At 61.0% G+C, this 19634-nt stretch carries 21 protein-coding genes; 10 read left to right on the top strand and 11 right to left on the bottom strand.

Annotation, left to right across the window (positions count from 1 at the left end; all coding sequences use genetic code 11):
• The first annotated feature begins 31 nt into the window (after positions 1 to 31).
• From HU724_RS06960 to HU724_RS06950, 4 genes are all read left to right on the top strand, one after another.
• Positions 32 to 1243 (top strand): S-type pyocin domain-containing protein, encoded by a 1212-nt coding sequence (locus HU724_RS06960; RefSeq protein WP_186568217.1) that lies wholly within the window; start codon positions 32 to 34, stop codon positions 1241 to 1243.
• Complete coding sequence (locus tag HU724_RS27925; protein ID WP_437180348.1) at positions 1240 to 1476, top strand: DUF7683 domain-containing protein; 237 nt, start codon at positions 1240 to 1242, stop codon at positions 1474 to 1476. Before HU724_RS06960 ends, HU724_RS27925 begins: the two co-directional genes overlap by 4 nt.
• 63 nt (positions 1477 to 1539) lie before the next feature.
• Entirely contained in the window at positions 1540 to 1785 is a 246-nt protein-coding gene (locus HU724_RS06955; RefSeq protein ID WP_186568215.1) for a colicin E3-like toxin immunity protein, read from the top strand.
• Positions 1786 to 1805: 20 nt separating this feature from the next.
• Entirely contained in the window at positions 1806 to 2057 is a 252-nt protein-coding gene (locus HU724_RS06950; protein ID WP_186568213.1) for a pyocin S6 family toxin immunity protein, read from the top strand.
• Positions 2058 to 2130: 73 nt separating this feature from the next.
• Here the strand turns inward: HU724_RS06950 and HU724_RS06945 are convergent, their stop codons facing one another.
• The 6 genes from HU724_RS06945 to dinG all read right to left on the bottom strand — a co-directional run bounded on the left by HU724_RS06945 (position 2131) and on the right by dinG (position 10729).
• A complete protein-coding gene (locus tag HU724_RS06945) occupies positions 2131 to 2595 on the bottom strand; it encodes an outer membrane lipoprotein (protein ID WP_016771369.1) in 465 nt (154 codons plus the stop codon).
• A gap of 180 nt (positions 2596 to 2775) precedes the next feature.
• Positions 2776 to 3423 (bottom strand): pyridoxamine 5'-phosphate oxidase, encoded by a 648-nt coding sequence (gene pdxH, locus HU724_RS06940; protein WP_130902007.1) that lies wholly within the window; start codon positions 3421 to 3423, stop codon positions 2776 to 2778.
• A gap of 24 nt (positions 3424 to 3447) precedes the next feature.
• Positions 3448 to 4551 carry an OmpA family protein gene (locus HU724_RS06935; RefSeq protein ID WP_186568211.1) on the bottom strand — a complete coding sequence of 368 codons (1104 nt, stop codon included), beginning with the start codon at positions 4549 to 4551 and terminating at the stop codon, positions 3448 to 3450.
• Between the two features lie 113 nt (positions 4552 to 4664).
• On the bottom strand, positions 4665 to 5810 hold the full coding sequence (locus HU724_RS06930) for a serine hydrolase domain-containing protein (RefSeq protein WP_186568209.1): 1146 nt from the start codon (positions 5808 to 5810) through the stop codon (positions 4665 to 4667).
• A 210-nt stretch (positions 5811 to 6020) separates the two neighbouring features.
• Positions 6021 to 8489, bottom strand: coding sequence for a beta-galactosidase (locus HU724_RS06925; protein WP_186568207.1), 2469 nt, complete (start codon positions 8487 to 8489; stop codon positions 6021 to 6023).
• Between the two features lie 95 nt (positions 8490 to 8584).
• The gene (gene dinG, locus HU724_RS06920; protein ID WP_024011911.1) at positions 8585 to 10729 is read right to left on the bottom strand and encodes an ATP-dependent DNA helicase DinG; all 2145 of its coding nucleotides are present in this window, start codon (positions 10727 to 10729) and stop codon (positions 8585 to 8587) included.
• Positions 10730 to 10828: 99 nt separating this feature from the next.
• Between dinG and HU724_RS06915 the strand changes: the two genes are divergently transcribed.
• Complete coding sequence (locus tag HU724_RS06915) at positions 10829 to 11293, top strand: CopD family protein (RefSeq protein ID WP_016771373.1); 465 nt, start codon at positions 10829 to 10831, stop codon at positions 11291 to 11293.
• Positions 11294 to 11493: 200 nt separating this feature from the next.
• Here the strand turns inward: HU724_RS06915 and HU724_RS06910 are convergent, their stop codons facing one another.
• The 4 genes from HU724_RS06910 to HU724_RS06895 all read right to left on the bottom strand — a co-directional run bounded on the left by HU724_RS06910 (position 11494) and on the right by HU724_RS06895 (position 14195).
• Positions 11494 to 12252: a collagen-like protein gene (locus tag HU724_RS06910; protein WP_186568204.1), complete on the bottom strand. Its 759-nt coding sequence runs from the start codon at positions 12250 to 12252 to the stop codon at positions 11494 to 11496.
• A complete protein-coding gene (locus tag HU724_RS06905; protein ID WP_186568202.1) occupies positions 12245 to 12526 on the bottom strand; it encodes a DUF1145 domain-containing protein in 282 nt (93 codons plus the stop codon). The genes HU724_RS06910 and HU724_RS06905 overlap by 8 nt, the downstream gene beginning before the upstream one ends.
• 160 nt (positions 12527 to 12686) lie before the next feature.
• Positions 12687 to 13409, bottom strand: a complete 723-nt coding sequence (locus HU724_RS06900) for a PA1041 family peptidoglycan-binding anchor lipoprotein (protein WP_186568200.1) — start codon at positions 13407 to 13409, stop codon at positions 12687 to 12689.
• A 90-nt stretch (positions 13410 to 13499) separates the two neighbouring features.
• Positions 13500 to 14195, bottom strand: a complete 696-nt coding sequence (locus HU724_RS06895) for a PA1041 family peptidoglycan-binding anchor lipoprotein (RefSeq protein ID WP_041478049.1) — start codon at positions 14193 to 14195, stop codon at positions 13500 to 13502.
• Between the two features lie 199 nt (positions 14196 to 14394).
• Between HU724_RS06895 and HU724_RS06890 the strand changes: the two genes are divergently transcribed.
• From HU724_RS06890 to HU724_RS06875, 4 genes are all read left to right on the top strand, one after another.
• The gene (locus HU724_RS06890) at positions 14395 to 14892 is read left to right on the top strand and encodes a DUF6231 family protein (protein ID WP_039762620.1); all 498 of its coding nucleotides are present in this window, start codon (positions 14395 to 14397) and stop codon (positions 14890 to 14892) included.
• 4 nt (positions 14893 to 14896) lie between these two features.
• On the top strand, positions 14897 to 15373 hold the full coding sequence (locus tag HU724_RS06885; protein WP_071174594.1) for a YchJ family protein: 477 nt from the start codon (positions 14897 to 14899) through the stop codon (positions 15371 to 15373).
• 116 nt (positions 15374 to 15489) lie between these two features.
• The gene (locus HU724_RS06880) at positions 15490 to 15975 is read left to right on the top strand and encodes an LEA/WHy family protein (RefSeq protein ID WP_133335093.1); all 486 of its coding nucleotides are present in this window, start codon (positions 15490 to 15492) and stop codon (positions 15973 to 15975) included.
• Between the two features lie 5 nt (positions 15976 to 15980).
• Positions 15981 to 16184, top strand: coding sequence for an SEC-C metal-binding domain-containing protein (locus HU724_RS06875; RefSeq protein ID WP_003198420.1), 204 nt, complete (start codon positions 15981 to 15983; stop codon positions 16182 to 16184).
• 145 nt (positions 16185 to 16329) lie between these two features.
• On the opposite strand, the gene HU724_RS06870 is transcribed toward HU724_RS06875, so the two are convergent.
• Positions 16330 to 16887 carry a cysteine hydrolase family protein gene (locus tag HU724_RS06870; protein WP_186568199.1) on the bottom strand — a complete coding sequence of 186 codons (558 nt, stop codon included), beginning with the start codon at positions 16885 to 16887 and terminating at the stop codon, positions 16330 to 16332.
• 201 nt (positions 16888 to 17088) lie between these two features.
• On the opposite strand from HU724_RS06870, the gene HU724_RS06865 reads away from it, so the two are divergent.
• The gene (locus HU724_RS06865) at positions 17089 to 19539 is read left to right on the top strand and encodes a penicillin acylase family protein (protein ID WP_186568197.1); all 2451 of its coding nucleotides are present in this window, start codon (positions 17089 to 17091) and stop codon (positions 19537 to 19539) included.
• Positions 19540 to 19634 lie beyond the last annotated feature (95 nt).

Below are 19634 nucleotides of genomic sequence, written 5' to 3'. Positions count from 1 at the left end.
GGGCTGTCGATGGTGAAGGAAGGGACGATCAGTGGCGCGGAACAAGGACATTCCCCGGGTGCAAAACCCACCGCAGGGCGACGGACATCACGTTACCTGGCGGTATATGACGGCGGCAGAACTGGCCGAGCGCGAAGCCGGGCAAAACGCTTACGACGCGATGCTGGCGCGGCAGGAGGCTTTCGAGCACAGCCGTGAAGTGGCGGCGAAAAAACCTGAAGCCGTGCGTGCCGGCTGTGTATTCGCCAAGTCCTGCAAGCTGCCGGATGCGATTATCGATTACAGCAATCCCTCCGGCATGGTGCCGACCGACAGCCTGAAGGATTACGGCGAGCTGATTCTGCTCGGCGCGCGCGAAGTCGACGAAAGCGGCGGCATTCCTCTCAAGAAAATCAGCGCCAACGCCATCCCGGTCGGGTTCGGCAGTCTGGCCCTGGCAGGTTCGGCTTTTGAAGCGCTGCCAGCGCTCGCATCAAGCGCAGCCGCTGCGTCTTTGGTGGGCCTCGTTGCGCTGCTGATGCCGTCAAGCCTGGGCGACAGCGCGCTCTATACCGACGAGCAACTGAACACGCTCAAACAAGCTCGAACCCGCGTACGCCTGCGCGTCGAGCAACAGGCCGATGGCAGCCTCAAGGGTTACGGTTTCTACACCGGTAAGAACCGCGGTTGGGAAATGGTTGATGTCGTGCAATTCACTGCGCGCGGCGACCGGTTCGTTGCGGATCTGGGTGAAGGCGTCGAACTGCTCTGGACCCCGGCGGTGGATGGCTCGGACATTCTAGGCATTCCAGCGCTGGAGGCCGCACCGCAGACACCGCATATCTGGGTGTATCCACCGACGAAGGCGGCGGACGGAATATTGGTGAATCCGGTTTATCCGCCGGAGTACAAAGACTTTATTTTGGTGTTTCCGGCCGGATCTAGTATTAAACCGGTCTACATCGTCATCAGTACTCGCGCTGGTGATCACGAATATCATCCGCCGCCTGACATACTGCCAGCTTTTCCCGATGCCAGAATCGTCGGCCGTAAAACAGTAGTCCAAGGCGGTGGTTCAAAACGCAAAAGATGGAAAACCGCCAAAGGGCATATTCTTGAATGGGACTCCATGCACGGAACGATTGAAAAATATGATCCTCGGGGAAACCACATCGGGGAATTCGATCCAGCGACTGGTGAGCCCACGTCTACAAAAAAGAATAAAAACTCGAAGAAAGGAAAAAAACGGAGCGTTGAGCCTTGAGATTTTTGATAGAAGCTTTTGATAAGCAGACTGATTACCAAGTATCGGTAACCGAAATACCCAAAGAGTATGCGGAGCACATTAAGTCGATTATGGGTTGGACGACCAAGCAGCAAGGGTGGGAAGGCTACGATTTGAATCAGAATCAAGTTCAAGCCTTTGAAAAACTGATGCAGATATCAATCGCAGATTCACGCTATTACTTTCAGCTGACATGTAACGGCCCCGATTAGCCGTAAGCGAGCAATGTGAAGAACAAAAAATAAAAGCAACATCAAAGTATCTGCGAGGAAGAAATGGGTCTGGTATTGAGGCTGGAGTGGTACGACACAGCAACCCTACAAATTCAGGGCGAGGAATCGTCAAAAGATCTGGGGGACGATGAATCAGTTTTGAATGCTCTGAGTATTCCGGTGGAAGGCAGCATCAATAATGGCGGCTTCAACGTCATCGAAAAGTGGGTAGCTAGCATTCAGCCGTACTTTCAACATCAAATCACTCTGAATACCTGCGACTACCAGATTTCGTTTGATTACAGTTAAATAACCGGGATGAGTTCTTCATGCGCTTTCTTTCGATTACCGGATTCTTCCCTGACGAAGTCCAAGATGACTCCTTGCAATTCGAGCTGGATATCACAGGCAGCGAGATGAATGAAAAAGTGGCCCAGCTCATTGAATCCAAGCCCTTGGATGAGGTGGAACCCGGCGAGCTGTTGTTGACTCAGGATCAGGTAACCGCATTGGAAACCCTGCTCAACGTCAGTTTTCCAAAGGGCCTCGAATACTTCATGGGCACCTGCTCCACATACTGAATGAGCAATTCACAAACAAAGAAAAACCCCGACCAGTCACCTGATCGGGGTTTTCTTTTACCCAGCTTCCCGCTTAGTGCGAAACGCGGCTGGTTCCGCCAACGGTGGAGATCCGTACCCGCTCGCCAACGCGGAATACTTCATTCTCCTGAACCTGCTGCACATAGGCGCGCATGCTGCCGTCGTCTTCGCGGACGGTGATTTCCACGCCCTGGGTGCGGGTCAGGCCTTCTTCGGTGGCCGAGCCTAGCAGGCCGCCAGCCACTGCACCGATGACCGCAGCAACAATGCTGCCCTTGCCGCCGCCGATGGCGCTACCGCCGACGCCGCCGACCACTGCGCCTGCTGCGCCGCCGATCGGGGTCTTGGTGCCTTCGATTTTTACCGGGCGCAGGGATTCGATGGTGCCCATGCGAATCGTCTGCACACGACGCGCTTCGTCACGGGAGTAGGAGTCGCCGGTGAGGCTCGATTGGCAGCCGGTCAGCAACATCGCCATCGTCGAAAAAGAAGCAACCAGCAGAACAGACTTACGCATAGCATCAACTCCAAAAGAACATGTGTTCATTAAACCCCGTGGCCTGGCGCCTGTCACGACACCATCCGGATAAAATTGGCTTCCATTCAGGCCTGGTACAGATGCCCGCGAGCGTCCACTCAAGGTAGCGTCAAATCAGCGATCCTGCGCCATCCGCGTTTATCTCGCTCGGTAGACTGCTCAGGGTGCCAGTCGTTCCAGAATCCACTCGGTGCCCTGGAGGCGGTAGTTGAGGCGATCGTGCAGGCGGCTCGGACGGCCCTGCCAGAATTCGATGCGCTCGGGCAACAAGCGGTAACCACCCCAATGTTCCGGGCAGTGCGGCTGGCTGTCGCTGAAGCGTTGCTCGGTGGCCTTGAGCAAATCCTCCAGCTCACCACGACCGTTGATGACTCGGCTCTGCGGCGAGGCCCAAGCGCCGAGGCGGCTGCCCAGCGGACGCACCTGATAATACGCGTCGGACTCTTGCGCCGTGACCTTGACCACCCGCCCCTCGATGCGCACCTGGCGCTCCAGGGTTGGCCAGAAGAAGGTCATGGCGGCAAACGGGTTGGCCGCCAGATGCTGGCCCTTGGCGCTGTCGTAGTTGGTGAAGAAGGTGAAGCCCTGCTCGTCCAGGCCCTTGAGCAACAAAATGCGGCAATGCGGACGACCGTCGGCATCAACCGTGGCCAGGGTCATGGCATTGGCTTCTACCGGCGCCTGCTCGGTTTTCACCGCATCGGCGAACCACTGGTGAAACAGCGCAAACGGCTCGGCCGGGGCTTGCGCCTCGGTCAAACCGTCACGGGTGTAGTCGCGACGCATATCGGCCAGAGCCTGGGTCATGGCGGATTCCTTTTCGTTAGCGGATCACTTCTTGGCGGCGTCGGCTGCGGCGACTTTCTTGTCGGTCGCGGCGGCTTTGGCTGGTGCAGTTTTTTTCGCTGGAGCCTTGGCCGGTGCCTTCTTCGCAGGAGCCTTGGCGGCGGTTTTCTTGGCTGGCGCCTTTTTCGCCGCCGGCACAGCGGCTTTTTTCGCCGCAGGCGCCGGGGTAACCGGTTTGGCAACTGGCTTGACGTCTTGCGCAGCGACCATCGTTACAGGCTTCGGTGCTGGCATGTTGTATTTGCTCAGCAGCGCAACCATGGTGTTCTGCGGAGTCACCAGCAGTTCGACGCGACGGTTCAAGGCACGGCCTTCAACGCTGTCGTTGGCCGCACGCGGCGCTTCGGAACCCATGCCGCGCAGCATCAGGCGATCACGTTGCAAGCCGCTGAGGCGGAAGATCGCCGCCACCGATTGCGCACGCTCCTGGCTCAGTTTGACGTTGGCCGGCGCAGCACCGCTGGTATCGCTGTGACCGAGCACCAGAACTGCGGTTTTCGGGTCGGCTTCAAGGATTTTCGCTACGCGAGTGAACGGGCCAAGGGTGACCGGCAGCAGCATCGCCGGGCGGTCTGGATTGAACGAGCCTTCGACCGGCGCCGTCACTACCAGCACATTGTCGCGACGCTCGAGTTGCAGATTGCTGTCCTTCACCGCTTCACGCAGACGCGGCTCGTAGTCATCCAGCCAGGCCTGAGTCACCTTCGGATCCGGCATCGGCACGGCTTTGGCGGTTGGCTGGTCCTTGCCGCCGAACGGCCACCACCATTTGCCATTGGACTGCGCCTCGGCTTTGGCCACCTCGACCGGTTTGGCTTCAGGTTTGACCTCGGCTTTCAGATCAGCCTTGACCGCTTCATCGCTGGAACCGAACGGCCAGTACCACGGGTTGCTGCTCTCAGCCTTGGCCACTGGCGCGGTCGCCGCAGGTTTCAAAGGAGCTGGAGCCGAAGTCGAATCTTTGGCCGCGACTTTGTCGGAAGAACCGAATGGCCACCAACTGCCGCCATCTGCATCGTTTTTCGGAGTCTGTGCGCAACCGGTGATCGCTACACACAGGGCCAGGGCGAGGGTCTTTTTAGATGACATTGAAAATCCACAAAATGAAGTAATGAAAAATCAGAGCACTTTCGCCCGGATAAACAGCCGTTTTGAAACGAAAATCCCTTCGAGGTTCCGACCCTGGAACCTCTGTTGAAGCTTTACAGACAAGTGGCAAGCACCCGCGCCAGCTTTTGCGCGCGCGGATCCATCAAAACGTAAGGCCCCAGGGTATTTGTCACGAAACCGAAAGCCACATCGTGCTCAGGATCAGCAAAACCGATCGAGCCGCCTGCTCCCGGATGGCCGAACGCGCGTGGGCCGAGGCCGTAGGTGGCGTTGGGCACGTCCGGTTGATCGAGCATGCAGCCGAGGCCGAAACGGGTGCGGGTGAGCAAGGTCTTGTCATCGCCAAGACTGTGCTCACGGGTCAGCTCTTCGAGCATCTCGCTCTCGAGCAGGCTGCCGTCGAGCAGGCCGGCGTAAAACCCGGCGAGGCTGCGCGCATTGCCGTGGCCGTTAGCCGCAGGCTGCTGCATGCGGCGCCATTCCGGCTTGTTGGTGCTGGTCAGCACTGACGGCGGATTGGTGAAGGCGCGGGTGGTCATGGCAGTCGGTTCGCGCATGGTCACTTGCAGCAGGCGCTGCGCCGCAGCGTCGCCGGCGTTGCCCTTGCCACGGGCAATGTGCGCCACGCGATGAAACTCTTCGTCGGCCAGGCCCACATGGAAATCCAGGCCCAACGGTTTGGCGATCCGAGCGACGATCGACTCGCCCGGCCCACGACCGTCGGCGCGACGCAGCAATTCGCCGACCAGCCAACCGTAGGTGATCGCGGCATAACCGTGACCGGTGCCCGGCGTCCACCATGGCGCTTCGGCCGCAAGGGCGTCGACCATGGTTTGCCAGTCGTAAAGGGCTTCAGGTGCGAGCAGTTCGCGCAGCGCCGGCAAGCCGGCCTGATGGCAAAGCAATTGGCGCAGGGTGACGGATTCTTTGCCGGCGGCGGCGAATTCCGGCCAGTAGCGGGCAACCGGGGCGTCGAGTTGCAACTTGCCTTCGGCCACCAGTTGCAGCGCGGTAACGGCGGTGAAGGTCTTGGTGCAGGAGAACAGGTTGGCGATGGTGTCGCTGTGCCAAGCCTCGGCGCCGTCCTTGTCGGCAGTACCGGACCAGAGGTCGAGGACGGTTTCTCCACCGACCTTGATGCACAGGGCTGCGCCGCGTTCCTGGGGATCGTCGAACAGTGCGGCGAAAGCCTCGCGCAACGCTTCGAATTGAAGCTCGTAATGTCCCTGAATCTGCACCCGCAACTCCCCCGCGAAAACGCTCTACAAAGTGGCCCGCATTGTTCCAGCCCTTGAGGGATTTGGGAACAGGCGCGGGCCAGACGGTTGATCGGCAATTTGTGTTGATCCCTTCGCGAGCAGGCTCGCTCCCACACTGGATCTCAACAGCAGCGCAGATCCCCTGTGGGAGCGAGCCTGCTCGCCAAGAACGATAACGCGGTCGGAAACCTAGTGACCATTCCCCGAATGCCCACCCGCCTGTGCAGCCTCCGCAGCTTTGCCAGCCTCGGCCTTGCGCCCGCCTTCCACTTCCGCCGCCGGGGTTTTCTGCGCCTCCTTGCCCAACTGCTCCAGCGCCTGCAGATTGCTTTTACGCACCGCCTCGACAAAGCCCTGATACGGCAGGTCAGTGACCCCGACCAGACCGAAATGGCCGTTCTCGCCGTCGAGCAAACGCCCGGTCACCGGTTGGTCGAGATACTGGAACCAGTGCACGCCGACAATCGACGGTTCGCTCAGCGCCTGTTTGAGGAAGTTGGCATAAGCCGGCCCGCGATCTTCTTCCTTGGCCAATTGCGTCACGCCGCCCCAGAACGGCCCTCGGTCAGCCGAGCCGAAGTTGAATTCGGTGATCAGCACCGGCTTGTCCAACCCCGCCAGCGCGGCGAAGTCGTAACCGTCCTGCGGCTTGAGCGTGTACATGTTGAAGCTCAACACATCGCAGTACTGCGCGCAGGAGGCCACGGCTTCAGGCGTACTGATAGCGAAGCGGCCGCCAAGCAGCATCTGGTTCGGCGCGTGCCATTTCAGCGAATCGGAAATGGTCTTGAAATAGGTATCGGCGAAGACCTTCTGGAAGTATTTGAAATCCGCTTCGATCTCCGGATGCTCCGGGTTCGGCAATGGCGGCACGAAGCCCGGATCTTCCATCAACTCCCACGCCGGCAACTCGATGCCCCAGGCCTTGGACAGTCCGGCCTGATTGCGGTACTTGTCGCGCAATTGCTTGAGAAAGGCGCGTTTGGCCGGCACGTCGGTGGTCATTTTCAACGTGCCGTAGGCCAGCGCGTAGCGAGCTTTCGGATCGTCGCCAGGGCCAGCCCAGGCCAGTTCGTTGTCGGCGTAATAACCGATCAGCCACGGATCGTCACGGTGATCGCGGGCGGCAATGGCCACGGCGCGCTCGGTGGCCATGGCGAAACGCGGATCGAACGGATCCGGCATGCCGCCCCACCAATCGCTGCCGGTGCTGATGCTGGTGTAATCGCCGACGATCGACAGCGGCAAGGTGTACGGCACGCGCTCAGCGTCAGCCAGCGACGGCGCGCTCCAGTTGCCCACCGTGTTGAAGCCCCAGGCTTGCAGCCGATCGAGGGTATGCCGGGTCCAGCGTTCTTCATCAATTGCGGCTGTGCACGGAGTGGTTTGCGCGCTGGACGCTTGCACCGCATCGGTCTGCGCCGCTTCGGCAATACCGGATTTTGGCTCGGCAGGCACCGCTGCAGTTTCAGCAGCCTGCACCGAGCCGGCTTCAGCCGCCCCCGCCTTCGCCGCTTCGGCAATCCCGGCCTTGTTGTCGCTGTCCGCCTTGCACGGTTCGCCGTACAGGCGTTGCAGATTGGCGCCATAGAAGTCGTACCAGCGGCCGTTGCCGTAGCCACGGCCCTGATCGGCACCGTTGCCGCCACGGTTGTCGCCCTCGCCGAAATGCGCGGCCAGCGGGTCGTCGTTCTTCGGCAACGATTCGAACATGTACTCACGACCAGCCACGTAGGTCTGGTTGACCTGCGGGCTGACGGTGTTGACGCCCAGCGAATAGAACGGGTGGCCTTCAGGGGTCACCAGATACCAGCGGCCGTCACGTTTTTCCGTGCGAAAGAAACCGCTGGCCTTGAACGCCGGGCCCTTGTTCCAGCCGCCGAACTTGTCCAGCGAAGCCTTTTCACGCTCGGCCAGCCATGTTTTCAGCTGTTGCTGCTCTTTGCTGGCGGCGCTTTTCAGTTGCTCGTCGCTGCTGACTTTTTCCGGCCATTTACTGCGGGTTGACTGCCCGTATGCGTCGACCAGATTACCGTACACCGCGCGCGTCACCGACTCGCCGTCCTGCACGCCGAAACGCTCGAGCAACAGGCTCTGCGCAACTTTCGGCTGATCCATCGACAGACTCACCGAGACCACTTGGCTGCGGTCGATCTCGCCGGTGCTACTGGCCAGCAGGATGCGTTGGCCATCGACGGTCATCGGCATCGGCGGCCCGGCTTTCATGCCCTGGCTCAGCGGCGTCGAAGCCACCAGCGGCACCAGCAAGGTCTGCGCGGGGCCGGCCGGCAGATCGACGCGGCTGACCAGAGTGCGGCCATCGTTGCTCTGGATCTGCACATAAACCGTCACCGCCCAGTTCATCGCACTCTGCAGTCGCAGAGTCATCATGCCGGACTGCGACCAGTCCCAAGCGCCGCTCTGTGGGGTCAGGCGCAAGGTCGGCCGGGCGACCGGGTTGAACGTCACCCGGCGCAGCACTTCGCCTTCCGCGGTCTGTTCGGCATTGGCCTGGGGCAGGTCGGCGTTTTCCGTGGCGACCTTGACCACGTCGGCCGGGCGTACGAAGTTGAACAGCGTCTGCTGACCGGCGGGCGCGGCCAGCAACGGCGCGGCAAAGATCATGGCGAAAACAGCGGGCAACGAACGGCGGATCATAAGAACGGAGTTCTCCCTAACGACCAGTCAAGGCCAGTGGAAAAGCGGTGGCAGAGAGATAGACAACGCGGCGGGCCAATCGGCCCACCCGTGTCTCAGGATATTTCACGACGGAAAGGAGGCAACGCATTGAGGATCGCCTTGCCGTAGCGCTGGGTGACCAGACGCCGGTCGAGCAAGGTGATGGTGCCGCGGTCTTCTTCGGTGCGCAGCAGACGCCCGCAGGCCTGAACCAGTTTCAGCGAGGCATCGGGCACGGAGATTTCCATGAACGGATTGCCGCCGCGCGCCTCGATCCACTCCGACAACGCGGCCTCGACCGGATCATCGGGCACCGAGAACGGAATCTTGGCGATCACCACGTGCTCGCAGTAGGCACCCGGCAAATCGACACCCTCGGCAAAACTGGCCAGCCCGAACAGCACGCTGGAATCACCGCCATCGACCCGCGCCTTGTGCTTGTTGAGCGTTTCCTGTTTCGACAGGTTGCCCTGAATGAACACTTGCTTGCGCCAGTCGCGGTCGAGACCGTCGAACACGTCCTGCATTTGCTTGCGCGAGGAGAACAACACCAGCGTGCCGCGCGACCCTTCGACCAGATCCGGCAGTTCGCGAATGATCGCCGCCGTGTGGGCGGCGGCATCGCGCGGGTCGGCCTTCAGATCCGGCACTCGCAGCACGCCGGCATCGGCATGATGGAACGGGCTCGGCACCACCGCCGTGACAGCTTTTTTCGGCAGACCGGCGCGCATGCGGAAACGGTCGAAAGTGCCCAGCGCCGTCAGCGTCGCCGACGTCACCAGGCAGCCGTAAGCGACATTCCACAAACTGCGACGCAAGGTTTCCGCCGCCAGAATCGGGCTGGCGTTGACCTCGATGTCGAACAGCGAACCGCTTTCGGCCAGGGTCAGCCAGCGGGCCATGGGCGGGCTGTCTTCCGGGTCTTCGGCGGTGAACGCGGTCCACAACTCCCAGTTACCGGAAGCGCGGGACAACAGGCTGCCGAACAGCGGATACCACTCTTCGGCCTGATTGCTGGCGATGCCGATATTGACCTCGCCATCCATGCCTTCCTTGAGCAGATCAGTCAGGCGCTGGAACAGATCGTTAAGGCGCGAATAGCCTTTTTTCAGCTCGATGCCCATCTCGCGCATGTCCTCGGGAATCACCCCGCCGACAAAGCGATGACGCGGACGTTCTCGGCCTTCGACGTCTTCGCCGGGTTTGAAATCGGCGATCTGCTCACACGCGGTGAACATGAACTGCTGCTGGGTCTTGATCTCCCGCGCCAGCTCGGGCACCTGCTCGATCAGCTTGCCGAGATCACCCGGCAACGGATGCTGAGCCAGCAGTTTGGTCAGGTTCTTGGCGGTGGTTTCCAGCCAGTCGGCGGTGGAGCGCAGGCGCGTGTAATGAGCGAAGTGGCCGATGGCCTTGTCCGGCAAATGGTGACCTTCGTCGAACACGTAAATGGTGTCGCGCGGATCGGGCAGCACGGCGCCGCCGCCCAGTGCCAGATCCGCCAGGACCATGTCGTGGTTGGTGACGATCACGTCAACCTTGCCCATGCCCTCGCGAGCCTTGTAGAAGGCGCACTGGCCGAAGTTCGGGCAATGACGGTTGGTGCACTGGCTGTGATCGGTGGTCAGGCGCGCCCAGTCGGCGTCTTCCAGCGCGTTCGGCCAGCTGTCGCGATCGCCGTCCCACTTATTGCCGGCGAGCTTTTCGATCATGCTGGTGAACAGCTTCTGACTGGCCTCGTCGACTTCGATCTTGAAGCCTTCTTCTTCGAACAGCTGCGCGGTGGCGGTTTGCGCGTGGCCTTCCTGCAACAGCATGTCGAGCTTGGACAGGCACATGTAGCGGCCACGGCCCTTGGCCAGGGCGAAACTGAAATTCAGCCCGCTGTTGCGCATCAGGTCGGGCAGATCCTTGTAGACGATCTGCTCTTGCAGGGCGACGGTCGCGGTGGCAATCACCAGACGCTTGCCGGCCAGTTTCGCCGTAGGAATCGCCGCCAGGCTGTAGGCCACCGTCTTGCCGGTACCGGTGCCGGCTTCCACCGCGACGATCGCGGGGTCGCCACTGCGCCGGCCTTCATCGTCGGTGTCGATATCCCCGAGGACCTTGGCGATTTCGGCGATCATCAGGCGCTGGCCGTAACGCGGCTTGAGGCTCTTGGCCTCTAGAAAACGCGAATAGGCGCCCTGGATCGTGGTTTTGAGTTCAGTGCTGATCATTGAGTGTCGGGCGCTGGAAACGCTGGATAAATTTTCAGTAGTTTGGTTCGCCGGCTATCATACCTGCCTAATCGATCCTGCGCAGAACGGAGTGCCCGAATGACACCTTTTAGCCTTGTTTATCCCCTGCATGTCCTCGCCGCGCTGGTGTGGGTTGGCGGCATGTTTTTCGCCTGGATGGTCTTGCGCCCTGCGGCTGTGAAGGCTCTGGACGGCCCAGCTCGCCTGACCCTGTGGGTGGAAGTGTTTCAAGGTTTTTTCCGTTGGGTCTGGGTCGCCGTGATCCTGTTGCCGATCAGCGGCGTGGGCATGCTGCATCTACAGCAGGTCGGCTTCGAGACCGCGCCGAAGTATGTGCAGGTGATGATCGGTTTGTATGTGGTGATGACGGCGCTGTTCATCCGCATTCAGGGGCTGATGCTGCCGGAATTGCGCAAGGCGGTTGAGGCGAAGGATTGGCCGGCGGGTGCGGCAGTGCTGGGGCGGATTCGCCGAGTGGTGGGGCTTAATCTGCTGGTCGGGTTGGTGCTGGTGGCCGTGGCTGCGGCTCGGCCGATGCTCTGAATCGCACTCTTGTTCTGCTGTGAACACAGTTGTGGCGAGGGGATTTATCCCCGCTGGGCTGCGTAGCAGTCCCGCTTTTGATTTTTAGAGCGGGGCCGCTTCGCGACCCAGCGGGGATAAATCCCCTCGCCACATAATTTCACTCGCCACAGAATTTCACTCACCAAAGCATTTTATTCATCAGAGAGTGGGTCGCAGTTTTAGAGGCGTTGCACGGTAACCGAACCCGCCGCTCCCTCCGGCCCCGGCTGGCCATCCGCGCCGGCCTTGCCGTTCTTGCCGCCATCTGCGCGGTACACCAGGCAGCCCTTGGATTTGCCGCCCTTCCCTGCTTTACCACCGACACCCGCCGGGCCGCCGGCACCGCCAGCCACGTTGACCTTGATCAGCTCGACCGGGAAATCCCGTGGTACGGCCAGGCGTACCAGCGCACCCCGCGCGCCTGGCTGGCCATCGCTGCCGTCACTGCCATCGGCACCGTGGCCGGCCGAGCCATAGGTGCAGCCCGGATCTTCACCGTTGCCGCCGTCGAGGCCGACGAACCCCGGCGCGCCCCTGCCGCCACGGGCATCGACCGTCAGTTGCGGCGCGCTCAGGGCCTGGAATTGCAGATTCAGATTGCGCCCGGCCCGGGCTGCTTTTTCATAAGTGCCGGGGGCGCCGCGCGCGGTGATCTGGCTGCCCTCGCTCAATTCAGCGCGCTTGACCTTCACTTCCAGCGCCTGTTCAGCCGGAACGATAGCAATACGTGCTTCGTGGCCCAGGCGCAGTTCATCAATGTTCAATTCAGTCACGTTGGACGGGATCAGCAAGGTGCCGTAATCGGCGACTTCCAGTTTCTCCAGTTGCAGCGTGCTGGTGGTGTTGGGCAAGCGCATCAAAGAATTGCTTTGCACGTTGACCACCTGGGCGCAGGCCAGTGGACTGATGAATGCAGCGAGCAGGCAGAGTTTACGCATGGGAAGAAGCCTCCGGGGCGGCCGGGGCCGGGATGGTTTGCAGGTGGAAAACGCCGAACAACAGGATGCGGCCACGGTCACGCCAAGGGTGCGGACGGCCCTTGAGGCTGCGGTTGCACAGCAGCACTTCGAGTAGATGAATCAGCAACAACAGAGCGCCGGCCATATTGACCAGCAGATGCAGCGGATGAACAAACGGCACCAGTTGATTGGCCAGTACCACGCAGCAGAACAGCAGGGTCAGCAAACGCCCCAGCCCCCAGAACACCTTCATACGCTCCCCCGTGTTGCGAATTATTCTTTGCACGCACAGTACCGGCTTCTGCGGGGGATAAGCCAGAGGGAAAAATGAAATTTCTACAAACGCCGGGTAAATGGCTGCCTGGCCGATGATTTCGACCCGGCAGCTCTAGCCGGCGGACTACAGACCTTTCCTAACGATTGATATGCAGCTCGACCCGGCGATTTTCCGCGCGGCCTTCATCGGTGGCGTTATCGGCGACCGGCTCACTCTCGCCACGGCCCTCGCTGGTGAGCTTGTTCGGCGTCAAGCCTTGACTGAGCAAGTACGCTGCAACACTGCTCGCGCGCCGTTCGGACAAAGCCTGGTTATAGGCGTCGGAGCCTTTACTGTCGGTGTGCCCGATGACTTTGATGCTGACCACATCGGCATTGCGCAGTTTGTCCATCAAGGTGTCGAGCTGGGCTTTGGCCGCCGGGGTCAGATCGGACTTGTCGAAATCGAACAGCACGTTGCCGGCATCGCTCAAGGTGATCACTTCGGTTTGCGGCGCCGGTTCGACCGGTTTGACTGCCGCCGGATATTGCGGCAGCGGGCAGCCACGGTGATCGACTTCGGTATTTTCCGGTGTGTCCGGGCAGCGGTCGCGGCGGTCGAAAACGCCGTCGCTGTCCTCGTCACCATCCTGGGCGTAACAGATCAGCCCGCCGGTGACGATACCCAATGCCGCGCCGCCACCGGCCCAGCCGGCGCTTTCAATGGCGCCAAGACCGCCGCCGACCAGGCCGCCAAGCAGGCTGCAGATCGGCCACGTACGTTGATTGAGGGGGGCGGTGCCATCGCTGTGAGTGGCACAACCGGTGAGCAAGCTGCCTAGCAGCAGCACCGGCAAGACGGACCTTGAGAAAAGACGCATTTGTGAACGCTCCTGTGTACCGGCCCATACCGGTTACACAGGAGTAAAGACCCGCATCCGCGACTGCACAAGCCGCGGATGCGAGAGGGGCTAGCGGACGATTTTGATTTCGGTGCGACGGTTCTGCGCACGACCATCAGCCGACTTGTTGTCAGCCACAGGCTGGCTTTCACCAAGGCCCGACACCGAAACGAAGCTGGCACGTGGCACGCCCTGCTGGATCAGGTATTCCACCACCGAGTGCGCACGACGATCCGACAGTTTCTTGTTGTAGGCATCGCTGCCGACACTGTCGGTGTGACCGGTCACGGTCAGTTGCGCGGTAGAGGATTCCTGTTTCAGGCGATCGGCGACCTTGTCCAGCACTTGCTTGTCAGGGCCGGTCAGCGTGGCTTTGTCGAATTCGAAATGCACATCACGAATGACGATGGTTTCTTCCTTGACCACAACCGCTTCTTCGACCACTGGCGCAGGCGTCGGTGGCGGGCAACCGTCAGCATCGACCTGCACGCCTTTAGGCGTACCCGGGCACTTGTCACGACTGTCCGGCACGCCATCGCCGTCTTCATCGCCATCACCATGCACCCAGCAATAGGCCGCCGCCATACCACCGACGATCAGTGCGCCGCCGCCCGCCCACGAGGCGCTCTCGGTCGCGCCGAGACCGGCACCGACCACACCACCGACCGCCGCACAGGTCGGCCAGTCGGTTTTCTGCAAACCTGCACAACCAGTCAACACACTGGTTAGCAGAACCAAGGGTAATGCTGTCCGAACTATGCTCATCTAGTTTTCTCCTGAGGGATCGGCTTAAAACCGATTCAGGGAGTAAAGACCGGAGTTTTAATCTCCGCCAGCAATAGGCCACCGCTGTTTGCGACCGTGTTCACAGGGGTTTGCCTCTTTTGGCGAAAACCGCTGCCACCGGGCGCTTTGCCGACGCGGTCTGGCAGGCTAGTCTTGGCGGTCTGACTGAGGAGCTTCGATGAACGCCGCCATTTCTTCGCGCACGCCACAACAGGCGTTGGCCGCTTTGCTGGATCGCTACGCCCCGGCCCGTCTGCTGCTGATCGGCGCCAGCGAGTTTCCCGCCTTGAGCGCTTTCAAGGACGCGCATCCAGACACCGTGGTCGCCCATGCCGCACCCGGCGCACTGCCGGCTGAGCTGGCCGCGCAACGCTTCGATCTGGCGCTGGTAGTCGATTGCCTGGAACATTTGCCCAAGCGCGACGGCCTGAATCTTTTGGGCGGCATCCGCAATCTCAACGCCAGTCGCATCGCGGTGCTGGCGGATCTGGCGGCCAGTGGCTGGCAGGAAACCGATTTCTATTCGCTGGCCCTGCAGGCCAGCGAGCGTTTCCAGCGCGACGAGCAGGTGCTGACCCTGTTCACCTACGATCTGCTTGACTACAAACAAGTCCCCGACTGGCTCAATTCACGCTTCTGGGCCAATCCGGAAAACTTCGGGAAATACTGGTGGTAATGCAATGAGTACAGCCATTTGCCCATGCGGCAGCGGCAATCTGCTGGATGCCTGCTGCGGCCCTTATCACGACGGCCACCCGGCACCGTGTGCCGAAGCCTTGATGCGTTCGCGCTACAGCGCTTATGTGCTGGGGCTCGTCGATTATCTGGTGGCGACTACCCTGCCCGCGCAGCAGGCGGGATTGAATCGACAATCGATCAGCGACTGGAGTGCGCAAAGCACCTGGCTCGGCCTTGAGGTTGAAAGCTCGGAAGTGTTCGGCGGCCAGCCGGAACACGCTTTTGTGACCTTCACCGCGCGCTGGCATGACAGCCAGGGCGAGCACAGCCATCGCGAGCGCTCCTCGTTTGTGCAGAACGGCGGGCGCTGGTACTTCATCGATCCGACGGTACAGATGAAGCTAGGGCGCAATGACGGCTGCCCGTGTGGCAGCGGGCAGAAGTTCAAGAAGTGTTGTTCGGGTTATTTCGGCGCTTGAGCTGAAGATCAAAAGATCGTCCGATCGCGGCCCGAGCCTTCGGCCGCTCCTACACGGGATTAGCCGAAGGCTGAAATCTTTTAAGGTCTAGACTGGGCACAAAGGGAGTCAATTTCATGCTCGGTCGTCGGCGCACATTACATTTTCTGCTGTTGATGCTGATCCTCAACCTCGGCGGCTGTGCCTCGTGGTTCAGCGACGAAAGCGTCGAGCCCGCCGTGCATCTGGTGAAAGTCGAGGTGGTGCGGGCCAAACTGCTCGAGCAGAAATTCATCCTGCACTTTCGCGTCGACAATCCCAACGACAGCGACCTGACCGTGCGCGGCCTCGAATACCGGATTCACCTGGCCGACATGCTGCTCACCGAAGGCGAGCACGAGCACTGGTTTACCGTCGGGCCAAAGCGCAGCGCTTACTTCAAAGTGCCGATCCGCACCAACCTGTGGCCGAAGGTGAAACAGGTGGTGAAACTGCTGAAAAACCCGAATCAGCAGATTCCCTATCGATTGCAGGGGGAAATGGAAACCGGTTTATTCATCGCCCACTACGTGCACCTTGAGCGCAATGGCGTGATAATCCCCGCCGATCTAACTCCGGAGTGACCTCGATGACCCAGCAACCCCATGTCCATGGCCCTGACTGCAACCACGATCATGACCACCATCACGATCACGACCATGGCCATGTCCACGGCCCGAACTGCGGCCACGCCCACCAGGAACCGGTGCGCAACGCCTTGAAAGACGTCGGCCGCAACGACCCTTGCCCATGCGGCAACGGCAAGAAATTCAAGAAGTGCCACGGCGCTTGATGTCACTGGCGAAGGTCTTCTTCGCCTGACACACCGCTTTCGCGAGCAGGCTCGCTCCCACAGGGATCGCGTTTCATCTGAAGAAATATGGTCACTGTGGGAGCGAGCCTGCTCGCGAAGGCGGCGGCGCCTCCACTACAAAACTTCAGCCTGCCGCCAAAACCTGCACACTATTGACCACCGTCGCATACTCCCCATGCAGATTGCCCAGCGACATCCCGTGCACCTCTTCAGCGGTACGCGGTGTGCCGAAATAATCGGCCTTGTCGAAGGTAAAACACGCATCCTCTACCACCCATGTGTCGAACCCCAGGTTGCCCGCAGTGCGCGCCGTCGACTCAACCGAGTTATTGGTCGCCACGCCAACGATGATCAATTGCCCGATGCCAGCCTCACGCAACTGCGCCTCCAGCCCACTGGCACAAAACGCATCCGGCACCTGTTTCTGGATCAGCCATTCACCCTTCTGCGGCGCAAAGCGCGGTTGAAACTCCACTCCGTCCTGCCCGGGCCAGAACACCGAATCAGGCGAGCGCGACAAATGCTGCACGTGAATCACCGGGCGCCCGCTGCGCCGCCACAGCGCCAGTAGCTCAAGCATTCTTTCCTCGGCCTGAGGATTATTCCGCCGCCCCAGACGCGGATGCAGAATGCCTTTCTGCTGGTCGATGATGATCAGCGCAGCGTTGCTCTGAAGCTCCATAGCGATCTTTCTCCTGACAGGGCTCGGGACTTGTTCCGTAGTTCAACATCAGCGCTTTCCCACAAGCAACCGCCACAGCCCTGACCGATCAGCCGACAACTGCATAAATAACCACTCGCCCTGCTTGCGCGGCCATCGCGCCCTCACTAACGTAGCGGCTTTATTGCGCCCCCAGCCTTATACCCCCGCAGGAGCTTCGCCATGGCCTCGCCAGCCCTTACACTTATTCTTCCCCGGTTCGGCGTTGCCGCAGCAGTGGCCGGTGTCCTCGGCCTGTCAGGCTGCCAGACCTGGAACGCCCAGGACAGCCTGCCGCCGACCTCCGGCGTGCAACCGCTCAAGGGCCTGGCGCAGAACGTTTCGGTGCGGCGCAATGCGATGGGCATGCCGCTGATCGAAAGCAACAGCTTCCATGACGCGCTGTTCAGCCTCGGTTACGTCCACGCCAGCGACCGCATCAATCAGATGGTCACCCTGCGCCTGTTGGCTCAGGGCCGGTTGGCGGAAATGTCCGGCGCGTCGATGCTCGATGCCGACCGTTACATGCGCGCGGTCAATCTGAAGAAAAGCGCCGGCGAGCTGTACAAGGCCTCGTCGCCACGGCTCAAGCGCTTCTTCGAGGTGTATGCACGGGGCGTCAACGCCTACCTGTTCCGCTACGCCGACAAGTTGCCGGGCGATCTCGCCGCCAGCGGTTACAAGCCGGAATACTGGAAACCGGAAGATTCGGCGCTGATTTTTGCCCTGCTGAATTTCAGCCAGTCGGCCAACCTGCCGGAGGAAATCCAGTCGCTGGTGCTCGCGCAAACCGTGACCACTGACAAACTCGCCTGGCTGAGCCCGTCGGCGCCTGATGAAAACCTGCCAGTGGCTGAAGCCGACAAGCTGCAAGGCCTCAAGCTCAACGGGCAGATTCCGGGGCTGACCGAACTGAGCAGCGCCAGCCAGCAACTGTCGGCGCTGAACCTGCTCGCCACGCCGACTGCGAATAACTGGGCGATTGCCCCGCAACGCAGCCGCAGCGGCAAGAGCCTGCTGGCCAGCGATGCGCACGGGCCGCTGGCCGCGCCGTCGCTGTGGAGTTTCGTGCAGATCCGCGCGCCGAAATATCAGGCGGCTGGGGTCACGGTTGCCGGTCTGCCGATGGTGCTCGGTGGTTTCAACGGCAAAGTGGCGTGGAGCATGACCAGCGTGCTCGGCGATAACCAGGACCTGTTCCTCGAGAAAATCCGCCGTCAGGGCAGCAGCCTCACTTACGAAGTCAACGGCAAATGGCAGCCGTTGGGCGTGCGCAACGAGACCTACTTCGTCAAAGGCCAGCGACCGATTCGCGAAGCCGTTTACGAAACCCGCCACGGCGCGCTGCTCAACAGTGCCCAGGCAGCGGCGCAAGGCAGCGGTTTCGGCCTCGCCCTGCAGACGCCAAGCTTCACCGACGACAAAACCCTGGATGCCTTTTTCGATCTGACCCGCGCGCAGAACGTCGAGCGCGCCTCGGACGCCAGCCGCGAAATCCGCGCCATCACCCTCAATCTGGTATTCGCCGACGCAAGCAATATCGGCTGGCAAGTCACCGGGCGCTTCCCCAACCGTCGCGAAGGCGAAGGTCTGCTGCCCTCGCCGGGCTGGGACGGTCGCTATGACTGGGACGGTTATGCCGACCCGATGCTGCACCCTTACGATCAGGACCCGGCACAAGGCTGGCTCGGCACCGCCAACCAGCGTGTCATCCCCGACGGCTACGGCATGCAGTTGTCGAAATCCTGGGCGGCACCGGAGCGCGGCGAACGCCTGGCGGAAATGGCCGGCAGCGGCAAGCACGACAGCCGCAGCGTGATCGCCATGCAGTACGACCAGACCACCACCTTCGCCGCCAAGCTGAAAAAAGTCTTCGAAGCGCCGGGCATGAAGCAACCGCTGAAACAGGCGATCGACGCCCTGCCGGAAGCCGAACGCAGCAAGGCGCGCGAAGCCTTCACCCGTTTGATGGCGTTCGACGGCAAGCTCAGCCCGACCTCGGCGGATGCGGCGATCTACGAACTGTTTCTGCAGGAAAGCATGAAGCAGATCTTCCTCGATGAACTGGGTCCTGAGTCGAGCCCGGCGTGGAAGGCCTTTGTCGCCAATGGCGATCTGTCCTACGCGGCGCAGGCCGATCATCTCTTGGGGCGTGAGGACAGTCCGTTCTGGGATGACCTGCGCACGCCGCAGAAGGAAGACAAAGCGGTGATTCTCGCCCGCAGTCTCGCTGCAGCGATTACAGCGGGCGACAGCCAGTTGGGCGGCGATCATCGCGCCTGGCAGTGGGGCAAATTGCACAGCTATGCGTGGAAAAACAGCAACGGTCAGACTGTACGCGGGCCGCTGGCGGCCGGTGGCGATCACACCACGCTGAACAGCTCGGCGTTTGCCTGGGGCCAGGACTTCGTCACCACGCGCGCGCCGTCGATGCGCTTTATCGTCGACTTCGGCCAGAGCGAGCCGCTGATGGCGCAGAACGCTACGGGGCAGTCGGGCAATCCACTGAGTCCAAATTACCTGAACGGGACCGATGCGTGGCTGAAAGGTCAGTACATCGGCCTGCCGATGCAGCCGCAAAACTTTGATCGGGTGTATGGCAAGACCCGCTTGACCCTGACTCCAGGGAAATAAAGCAAAGATCAACAGCCCCTCACCCTAGCCCTCTCCCGGAGGGAGAGGGGACTGATTGGGGGATGCTTGGGTCTTGCGCCGACCTGAAAGAGAGA

This window comes from Pseudomonas iranensis, from assembly GCF_014268585.2.
In the GTDB taxonomy this organism is placed as follows: domain Bacteria; phylum Pseudomonadota; class Gammaproteobacteria; order Pseudomonadales; family Pseudomonadaceae; genus Aquipseudomonas; species Aquipseudomonas iranensis.
This window is presented reverse-complemented; position numbering and strand designations above follow the sequence as displayed.

Excerpts from the sequence above, each read along its gene's own strand:
- HU724_RS06955 (WP_186568215.1), top strand. The coding sequence starts at position 1,540 with ATGGGTCTGGTATTGAGGCTGGAGTGGTACGACACAGCAACCCTACAA.
- HU724_RS06950 (WP_186568213.1), top strand. The coding sequence starts at position 1,806 with ATGCGCTTTCTTTCGATTACCGGATTCTTCCCTGACGAAGTCCAAGAT.
- HU724_RS06945 (WP_016771369.1), bottom strand. The coding sequence starts at position 2,595 with ATGCGTAAGTCTGTTCTGCTGGTTGCTTCTTTTTCGACGATGGCGATG.
- pdxH (WP_130902007.1), bottom strand. The coding sequence starts at position 3,423 with ATGACCCAGGCTCTGGCCGATATGCGTCGCGACTACACCCGTGACGGT.
- HU724_RS06935 (WP_186568211.1), bottom strand. The coding sequence starts at position 4,551 with ATGTCATCTAAAAAGACCCTCGCCCTGGCCCTGTGTGTAGCGATCACC.
- HU724_RS06925 (WP_186568207.1), bottom strand. The coding sequence starts at position 8,489 with ATGATCCGCCGTTCGTTGCCCGCTGTTTTCGCCATGATCTTTGCCGCG.
- dinG (WP_024011911.1), bottom strand. The coding sequence starts at position 10,729 with ATGATCAGCACTGAACTCAAAACCACGATCCAGGGCGCCTATTCGCGT.
- HU724_RS06915 (WP_016771373.1), top strand. The coding sequence starts at position 10,829 with ATGACACCTTTTAGCCTTGTTTATCCCCTGCATGTCCTCGCCGCGCTG.
- HU724_RS06910 (WP_186568204.1), bottom strand. The coding sequence starts at position 12,252 with ATGCGTAAACTCTGCCTGCTCGCTGCATTCATCAGTCCACTGGCCTGC.
- HU724_RS06905 (WP_186568202.1), bottom strand. The coding sequence starts at position 12,526 with ATGAAGGTGTTCTGGGGGCTGGGGCGTTTGCTGACCCTGCTGTTCTGC.
- HU724_RS06900 (WP_186568200.1), bottom strand. The coding sequence starts at position 13,409 with ATGCGTCTTTTCTCAAGGTCCGTCTTGCCGGTGCTGCTGCTAGGCAGC.
- HU724_RS06895 (WP_041478049.1), bottom strand. The coding sequence starts at position 14,195 with ATGAGCATAGTTCGGACAGCATTACCCTTGGTTCTGCTAACCAGTGTG.
- HU724_RS06890 (WP_039762620.1), top strand. The coding sequence starts at position 14,395 with ATGAACGCCGCCATTTCTTCGCGCACGCCACAACAGGCGTTGGCCGCT.
- HU724_RS06885 (WP_071174594.1), top strand. The coding sequence starts at position 14,897 with ATGAGTACAGCCATTTGCCCATGCGGCAGCGGCAATCTGCTGGATGCC.
- HU724_RS06880 (WP_133335093.1), top strand. The coding sequence starts at position 15,490 with ATGCTCGGTCGTCGGCGCACATTACATTTTCTGCTGTTGATGCTGATC.
- HU724_RS06875 (WP_003198420.1), top strand. The coding sequence starts at position 15,981 with ATGACCCAGCAACCCCATGTCCATGGCCCTGACTGCAACCACGATCAT.
- HU724_RS06870 (WP_186568199.1), bottom strand. The coding sequence starts at position 16,887 with ATGGAGCTTCAGAGCAACGCTGCGCTGATCATCATCGACCAGCAGAAA.
- HU724_RS06865 (WP_186568197.1), top strand. The coding sequence starts at position 17,089 with ATGGCCTCGCCAGCCCTTACACTTATTCTTCCCCGGTTCGGCGTTGCC.